Genomic DNA, 4,690 nt, shown 5'->3' on the forward strand with positions numbered 1-4,690 from the left:
CCCGGACGGCGTCCCCGTACCGGTGGGCCGGCACGTCGTAGTGATCCCGCTCGAACGCCCGCGCCGGACACCCGATCCCCGCCGCGAAGGCGTGCAACTCCTCGTACGAGACATCACTCACCAGATGCGACCAGAACCGCCCGTGCCCCGGCCAGGTCGGCGGATCGATGTAGACGGTCACGTCAGCCGGCCCCCAGAACCGCGCCCAGCGACCCGACCGGCGCCACCACCACGGCCGCCTTCCCGCACACCCAGTGCGGATCCGCGCCCAACTCCGGCTCCACCTCCAGCGCGTGCGGACCGCCTTCCGCCGCCAGCTCCGTACGGGACTCACCGCAGACGGGGCAGAGCGGCCAGCGGCCGTGCGTCTCCAGGAGGGCGTCCTGTACGTCCTGGGCGACCAGGCCGACGACGAACTCGATCCCCTCCGGCCACTGCTCCACCCACCACCGCCGGTGCGACACGGCGTCCTCCACCAGCGAGACGATCTCGGCCCGCGCGACGTCACCCGCCGCGAGATCGGCGAGGACCAGGGCGCGTGCGGTGTGCAGCGCCTGTTCCAGGGGGTTCATGTCTTTCATGCACCCATTGTCGTACGCCCCGGGCTTCACCCGCGTGAAGGATGACCTCGGCGAACCGGCCGTCGCCCGCGCCGAGCCCGTCCGGCGCCCGAGGACACGCCCGTGGCACGGACCCGGCCGGCGCCCGCCCCCTTGACGCACCCCCGGTCTGAAATTATCTTTCACGCGTGACCAGTGACGTGAAGGAAATTTACAGCGGCGGCGCCCCTCCGGCCCCCGCCGCCCTCGCGGCCAAGGTGCGTACCCTCGCGCCCTCCATGACCCGCTCCATGCAGCGTGTCGCCGAGGCCGTGGCCGCGGACCCCGCGCGCACCGCCGCCCTCACCGTCACCGGTCTCGCCGAACTCACCGGTACGAGCGAGGCCACCGTCGTCAGGACCGCCCGCCTTCTCGGCTACCCCGGCTACCGCGATCTGCGTCTCGCCCTCGCCGGCCTCGCCGCCCACCAGGAGTCCGGCGCGGCCCCGGCGGTCACCGCCGACATCGCCGTCGACGACCCGATCGCCGATGTCGTCGCCAAGCTCGCGTACGACGAGCAGCAGACGCTCGCCGACACGGCGGCCGGGCTCGACACCGTGCAGCTCGGCGCGGTCGTCACCGCCGCCGCGAACGCGCGGCGCATCGACATATACGGCGTCGGCGCGAGCGGTCTCGTCGGTATGGACCTCGCGCAGAAGCTCCTGCGCATCGGTCTGATAGCCCACGCGCACAGCGATCCGCACCTCGCGGTCACCAACGCCGTCCAGCTCCGGCCGGGCGACGTGGCCATAGCGATCACGCACTCCGGCTCCACCGGGGACGTCATCGAGCCGCTGCGCGTCGCCTTCGACCGGGGTGCGACGACGGTCGCGATCACGGGCCGCCCGGACGGCGCGGTGTCGCAGTACGCGGACCACGTCCTCACCACGTCCACGGCCCGCGAGAGCGAGCTGCGGCCGGCGGCGATGTCCAGCCGGACGAGTCAGCTCCTGGTCGTGGACTGCCTGTTCGTGGGGGTCGCCCAGCGGACGTACGAGACGGCCGCACCCGCGCTCGCCGCGTCGTACGAGGCACTGGCGCACCGCCACTCACCGCGCTCGCGCTGACCCGCGCGCCCGCACCGCACCCGCGCACCCGCGCACGCCACAAGCACGCCGGCCGACGTACACCCGCGCGCGCCCCTGAACAGGCGCGCGCCGCTCGACCGCTCGACCGCATCACCAAAACGGGGCTTCCTCAGGTTTCTGCCAGCTCGCAAGAAAGAGCCGCTTCTCCATGACCTCCATGCCCACCGATGCCTCCTCGACGTCCGGCGCCGGTAATTCCCCGACCTCGTACGGCGAACTCCGCGCCGAACTCGCGACCCTCACCACTGAGGCGTTCCGCCCCGAACTCGCCGAGATCGACCGCCGTTCCACCGAGGACATCGCCCGCGTCATGAACGGCGAGGACCAGACCGTCCCGGCCGCCGTCGCCGCACACCTCCCCCGTATCGCCGCCGCCATCGACGCCACGGCCGAGCGGATGGCCCGTGGCGGCAGGCTGATCTACTCGGGCGCGGGCACGGCGGGCCGCCTCGGCATCCTGGACGCCAGCGAGTGCCCTCCCACTTTCAACACGGACCCGTCGGAGGTCGTCGGCCTGATCGCGGGCGGCCCCGGCGCGATGATCAAGTCCGTCGAGGGCGCGGAGGACTCCAAGGAGCTCGCGGCCACGGACCTGGACGGGCTGAAGGTGGGCCCGAACGACACGGTCGTCGGTATCTCGGCCTCCGGCCGTACGCCGTACGCGGTGGGCGCGGTCGAGCACGCGCGTGCGCTCGGCGCGCTCACCGTCGGTCTGTCCTGCAACGCGGACAGCCCGCTCGCCGCCGCCGCCGAACACGGCCTGGAGATCGTCGTGGGCCCCGAACTGCTCACGGGATCGACGCGGTTGAAGGCCGGTACGGCACAGAAGCTGGTCCTCAACATGATCTCGACGATCACGATGATCCGGCTCGGCAAGACGTACGGAAACCTGATGGTCGACGTCCGCGCGTCCAACGAGAAGCTGCGGGCCCGCTCCCGCCGTATCGTCGCGCTCGCGACGGGCGCGGCGGACGAGGAGATCGAGGCGGCGCTGACGGCGACCGACGGCGAGGTGAAGAACGCGATCCTCACCATCCTCGGCGCGGTCGACGGCCCCACGGCGGCCGGGCTGCTCGCGGACTCGCACGGTCATCTGCGCGTGGCGCTCCAGGCGTCGAGGGACGCCGGTCCCACGGCGTAACGTCACTGCCCGACGCGCATCCGCCCCTCGTCGTAAGGACACCGTTCATGACCACCGCCCCTCCCGCCGGCGCCGGTACGGCGCCCGGCGACGGATCCCGCCCCGGCATGTCCCGCGCCGAACTGCGCGGACGCGCGACCGGCGCCGGCGTCATGGCCTTCTTCGGTCTCGGCTGGACGGCGTGCGGTGTCACGGACATGCCGGTGGCGGCGGGCCGCGCGGTCTTCGCTGCGGCGGTGCTCGTCTCGGTCACCTTCGCGGTCCTGGGCACCCGCAGGAGCCGCGCGGCGGCGGACGCCCCGACGGACGGGGAGCCGACGGCGGCCCGCAAGAAGAAGGTGGGCCTGCGCTTCGGGCTGGTGGTGCTGGCGGAGTGGGTGGCCATCTTCGCCATCGCCCGCGCGCTGGTGGCGACGGACCACACGGAGGCGATACCGGCGTTCGTCGCGGCGGTGGTGGGCATCCACTTCTTCCCGCTGGCCCGCCTGTTCGGCGTCCGCGCGTACCACTTCACCGGCGCCGCGATGTGCGCGTCGGCCCTGGCGGCGGCCGTACTGGCACCGCTGGCCTCGACGCCCGCCCTGTGGACGGCGCTTCCGGGCTTCGGCTCGGCGGCGGCGCTCTACGCGACGTGCATGCACCTGCTGCGCGTCCGGTGACAGACCGGCGCCGCCCGGGGGACCGGGCGGCGCCGCTCGTCGGGTCAGTACGCGAAGGCGGACTTGCCCGTGACCGTCGTGGCGACCCGGGTGACGCCGCTGCCCGGGGGCAGCGCGGTGGTCGGGGTCACCTGGGCGGTGGTGGTGCCGTCGCCGAGCTGGGCGGCGGCGTTGGCGCCCCAGCCGACGACCGAGCCGTCGTCGAGGGCGGCGAGGGTGAAGTCGGCGCCGCCCGCGATGTGCTGGACGCCCTTGAGCTGGTCCAGGGGGACCGGCGTGGTGCGGTTGGCCTTCATTCCGTCGGCGAGCTGCCCGTCGGTGTTCTTGCCCCAGCCGGCCACGCTGCCGTCGTCGAGGACGGCGAAGCTCGATGTCGAGGTGGCGAACACCTTCGCCACGCCGTCGAGGTGAGCGACGTCGACGGGCACGGCGCTCTCCGTGGTGGAGTCGTTGCCGAGCTGGCCCTCGGCGTTCTTGCCCCAGGCCTTCACGGTCCCCTCGGCGGTGAGGGCGAGTACGTGGTCGCAGCCGACCGAGATGGACTCGACGTCGGCCAGGTCGGCGACCTTCTGCGGGGTCTCCCGGGTGGTGTTGTTCCCGGTGCCCAGACGCCCGTTGGCGCCCGAGCCCCAGGTCCAGACGGTGCCGTCCTGGCGCAGGGCCGCGCTGAAGTCACAGCCCGCGCCGACGTCCTGGACCTTGTCGAGGCTCTGCACGTTCACCGGCGTCCTGTACGACTCCGTGGCGTCGGTGCCGGTACCGAGCTGTTTGGTCTTGTTGTATCCCCAGGCGAGGACCCGGCCGCCCTTGACGGCGAGGACGTGGTTGGCACCGGCGGAGATCTGGCTGACCCCGGACAGTCCGGCGACCATCACCGGGAACGACTGGTTGACGGTGGTGCCGATGCCGAGCTGGCCGTAGTTGTTGGTGCCCCAGCTCCTGACCGTGCCGTCCTTGAGGAGGGCGACGGCGAACGGGTTGACGATGTTCGTGGCCGACGCGGCGCCGGCGCCACCGCCTCCGCCCGACAGCTCGCGTACGTCGTCGCGGGCGATGCCGAGGACGGCGGCCGGGGTCTGGGTGGCGGTGGTACTGCCGTTGCCGAGCTGGCCCTGGGCGTTCTCGCCCCAGGATCTGACCCAGGGATCGGTCCCCGCCGCGCCGGCGGCAGGTGCGGCCAGGCAGGACACGGCGGCCAGCGCG

General features: G+C 72.9%; 6 protein-coding genes. 3 read left to right on the top strand and 3 right to left on the bottom strand.

From position 1 onward, the window contains the following. Window positions 1-181, bottom strand: a 181-nt coding sequence (locus GXP76_RS34140) for a DUF4031 domain-containing protein (RefSeq protein WP_242575501.1), incomplete at its 3' end; no start/stop codon positions are given. Between the two features lies 1 nt (window position 182). After that, on the bottom strand, window positions 183-581 hold the full coding sequence (locus tag GXP76_RS34145) for a hypothetical protein (RefSeq protein WP_242575502.1): 399 nt from the start codon (window positions 579-581) through the stop codon (window positions 183-185). A gap of 167 nt (window positions 582-748) precedes the next feature. Between GXP76_RS34145 and GXP76_RS34150 the strand changes: the two genes are divergently transcribed. The 3 genes from GXP76_RS34150 (at window position 749) to GXP76_RS34160 (ending at window position 3,487) form a co-directional block, all read left to right on the top strand. Beyond that, on the top strand, window positions 749-1,666 hold the full coding sequence (locus GXP76_RS34150) for a MurR/RpiR family transcriptional regulator (RefSeq protein ID WP_147876692.1): 918 nt from the start codon (window positions 749-751) through the stop codon (window positions 1,664-1,666). Window positions 1,667-1,835: 169 nt separating this feature from the next. Continuing rightward, entirely contained in the window at window positions 1,836-2,828 is a 993-nt protein-coding gene (murQ, locus tag GXP76_RS34155; RefSeq protein WP_242575503.1) for an N-acetylmuramic acid 6-phosphate etherase, read from the top strand. Window positions 2,829-2,875: 47 nt separating this feature from the next. Further along, a complete protein-coding gene (locus GXP76_RS34160; RefSeq protein ID WP_242575504.1) occupies window positions 2,876-3,487 on the top strand; it encodes a hypothetical protein in 612 nt (203 codons plus the stop codon). 44 nt (window positions 3,488-3,531) lie between these two features. Here GXP76_RS34160 and GXP76_RS34165 read toward each other — a convergent pair. Next, window positions 3,532-4,690, bottom strand: a 1,159-nt coding sequence (locus GXP76_RS34165) for an RCC1 domain-containing protein (protein WP_374363649.1), incomplete at its 5' end; no start/stop codon positions are given.

Source organism: Streptomyces sp. NP-1717, from assembly GCF_022695985.1.
Taxonomy (GTDB): Bacteria; Actinomycetota; Actinomycetes; order Streptomycetales; family Streptomycetaceae; genus Streptomyces.

Coding starts and splice junctions, on each gene's coding strand:
- GXP76_RS34145 (WP_242575502.1), bottom strand. CDS start 581: ATGAAAGACATGAACCCCCTGGAACAGGCGCTGCACACCGCACGCGCC.
- murQ (WP_242575503.1), top strand. CDS start 1,836: ATGACCTCCATGCCCACCGATGCCTCCTCGACGTCCGGCGCCGGTAAT.
- GXP76_RS34160 (WP_242575504.1), top strand. CDS start 2,876: ATGACCACCGCCCCTCCCGCCGGCGCCGGTACGGCGCCCGGCGACGGA.